Below are 2,518 nucleotides of genomic sequence, written 5' to 3'. Positions count from 1 at the left end.
AGAGGGCGGCGGAGCCGCCCGCATGCGCATTCTTCCAAGGCTCGACCGGTGGTCGCAGCGAGCTCCTCTCTCATTGAGAAATCGAGGGCATCCATCAAGTCCGCTGCGGCCGCATCCCGATCGGCCAGTGGCTCGAGTCCGAAACGCCACTCGAGCAGCCGGAGGAAGGAGACGGTTTCGCAGGCCAGAAGCATGAGAGAATGGGGCCAGTAGCAGGAGGAGCGGATCGCTGGGAGCAGAGCGAGGAGGTGGTTCTCCTCTTCCTCGATGGTCGCATAGCCCGAATGCTCGCTGTAACGCCCCAGCGGTTTCACAAGACAGATTGGAGGAAGCCCATCGTTCTGGAGGTCGGCGAGGAAATCGGGTTCGTGCTTGAGAGAAAGGCTCCTCTTTTGGCTTTCGGGGCCGTAGCGGCAAAGTAGGCAGAGGGCTGGCGGGGGAATCGAAAGGTGGGAGCCGGCCGCCCGGCGACCGCGTCCCCCAACCACCGAAATACTAGGTCCAGGAGACGCCTGCTTCGCTCGAGCCGGATCGCTCGATCTCCCGGCGAGGCGAGATAAGGGAGGGGGCTGGGTTCGCATGGGTTGCCGATCGGGAGCCGGTTTTGGCCGATCTCGGCAAAGCTTCAGAAGCTCGCACCGATGCTTCCGTAGAGCGTGAATGGAGCTCCGGGATAGCCGAGCATGTAACCCGCTTGATAGGCGGCGGGGACGTTGGGATTCCCGGCGGTGCCGTAGTAGCCGCCGCTGGTGATGTACTCGTAGCCGTTGTAGTTCAAGTCGGTGATGTTCAGCAGCGTCAGGTTGAAGTTGATCAGCCGTTCCCGCTCGAAGAGGCGCATCGGCACTGAGGCATTGATCGAGGCGTTCAGGGTGTAGTACTGCGGCATTGTCGTATTGCTCGGAGCTCCCGTGTTGTTGTCGAAGACGTACTGCTCCCCATTGAAGAGAAACCAGAGGCTCAAGCGGAGGGAGACCTTCCCGATCTGTTGGATCTGGTAGATGCCTCCGCTGAGCATCACGCTGGGCACATAAGGGACATGCCGACCGTCATAGGAGACCTGTTGCGGCGTGCCGGGACTGACCACGTAACTTTTGTAGGTTGCGTTCTCGACCGCGCCGTTCATAAAGAGGTGGAAGGTGCCGACGGGGTTGTCGTCGAGGAAGAAGTCGGCTCCCTGGTAGATCGAGGTGCCGAGGCCCGTGATCGAATTGCCGACGAAGTTGACCGTGTTGATCGCCTGCTCGGCGAACCGTAGCCAGAAGTAGTTGGCGCCGAAGAGCATGTTGTTAAGGCCCGGCAGCTTTTCGAAATGGGTCTTAAAGCCTGCGATCCCGTATTGCGCCAGGGATAGGCCATAGTAGGAGGCCGGAATCCTCTGAAAGAGTCCTCCCCCACCTCCGACGGTGTCGGTCTCGTAGGTTTCCGAGTAACTCCCGTAGAGAGCGAGCCAGCGGGTGACCTCTAGGTTGAGGAGGATCGACGGCTCGAGGCCGCTGAGGTGGCGTGTAGCGTTGGGAAGCTTCCCTTGATTCCCAGCCAGGTTGTATTGAAAGGCTAGCGGGAACTGCTCCTGGGCGTTCATCGAGTAGGCGGTCGTGAAAACGTCATAGCGGATACTCGGGATGATCTGGAGCGGCTTGACCGGTTGGATTGTGTCCTGGAGGTAGACCGCGATGTCGGTCTGGTCCCAGTAGTTGTTTCGGTAGGTACTGTTCGGGGTTAATTCCCCACCTGGAATATTCGTGCCCGGAAGAAAGTAGTTGGGGTTATAGAAAGCATTGCGACTGTTGTACGTGGAGGCGATGTAGTAGCCTCCGACATCAATGGTGTTATAAGGGAGGATTTTTGTTAATCCGAGCTGATCTCCAAAGTCCGATTCCGACGGATTGTTGTATTCGAACGCATTATTTATGTTTTCGAAGAAATTGTAATAGCGGCTGTGGATTCGCTGAGAAGCATTATAGAAAAGCATGTTATGGAGGGTCGTCGTCTTGTCGTCGTCTAGGTAGATGTTCTGCTTGGCATAGGCGATCTGGGTCGATTGGCTGTCGAGCTTGCGCCAGACGTCGTAGTTCAAGTTGCTGTAAAAACCGCTGGTTGCTTGACTGTACGGAACTCCAGGAATCGGCACTCCGGTGGCGCTCTGCCCGTTGACGGTGACGTAGGGGTTGGCGCCGACCGGGAGGATGGTGGGGCGGTATCCGCCTGCGTCGGCATACCAGGCTCCGAAGCTGATGTCCCCATGGTGGAAGTTCTTGATGGTCTTTCCGTAGATCGCATATTGGTAGCTGGGGCTGCGGAATCCGTCGGGAGACATTCGGAAGTTGTTCCCGTCGCCGACTCCGCCGGCGATCACCGTCGACCAGCCATGGATGTTTCCGGTCCGGTAGTCGGCGGTCATCAGCTTCTGGTTGAAGCTGCCGTAGGTGAAGTTGACGTCGGCGCCGGCATGCTCGGTCGGCTGGATCGGAGTGAATTCGACCTGTCCGCCCACGTTGTCGTACCAGCGGCCGGC

Annotated in this window: 2 protein-coding genes; both read right to left on the bottom strand. The window is 58.4% G+C overall.

The features are described from left to right. Nucleotides 1-488, bottom strand: a 488-nt coding sequence (locus FN369_RS00785; protein WP_281290900.1) for an alkaline phosphatase family protein, incomplete at its 3' end; no start/stop codon positions are given. A gap of 137 nt (nt 489-625) precedes the next feature. Continuing rightward, the coding region (locus FN369_RS10940; RefSeq protein WP_178087584.1) for a TonB-dependent receptor domain-containing protein at nt 626-2,518 on the bottom strand (1,893 nt) is incomplete at its 5' end.

It is taken from the genome of Methylacidimicrobium cyclopophantes, assembly GCF_902143385.2.
GTDB lineage: Bacteria > Verrucomicrobiota > Verrucomicrobiia > Methylacidiphilales > Methylacidiphilaceae > Methylacidimicrobium > Methylacidimicrobium cyclopophantes.
The sequence above is the reverse complement of the archived record's forward strand: the minus strand, read 5'-3'. Positions and strand labels throughout refer to the sequence as shown.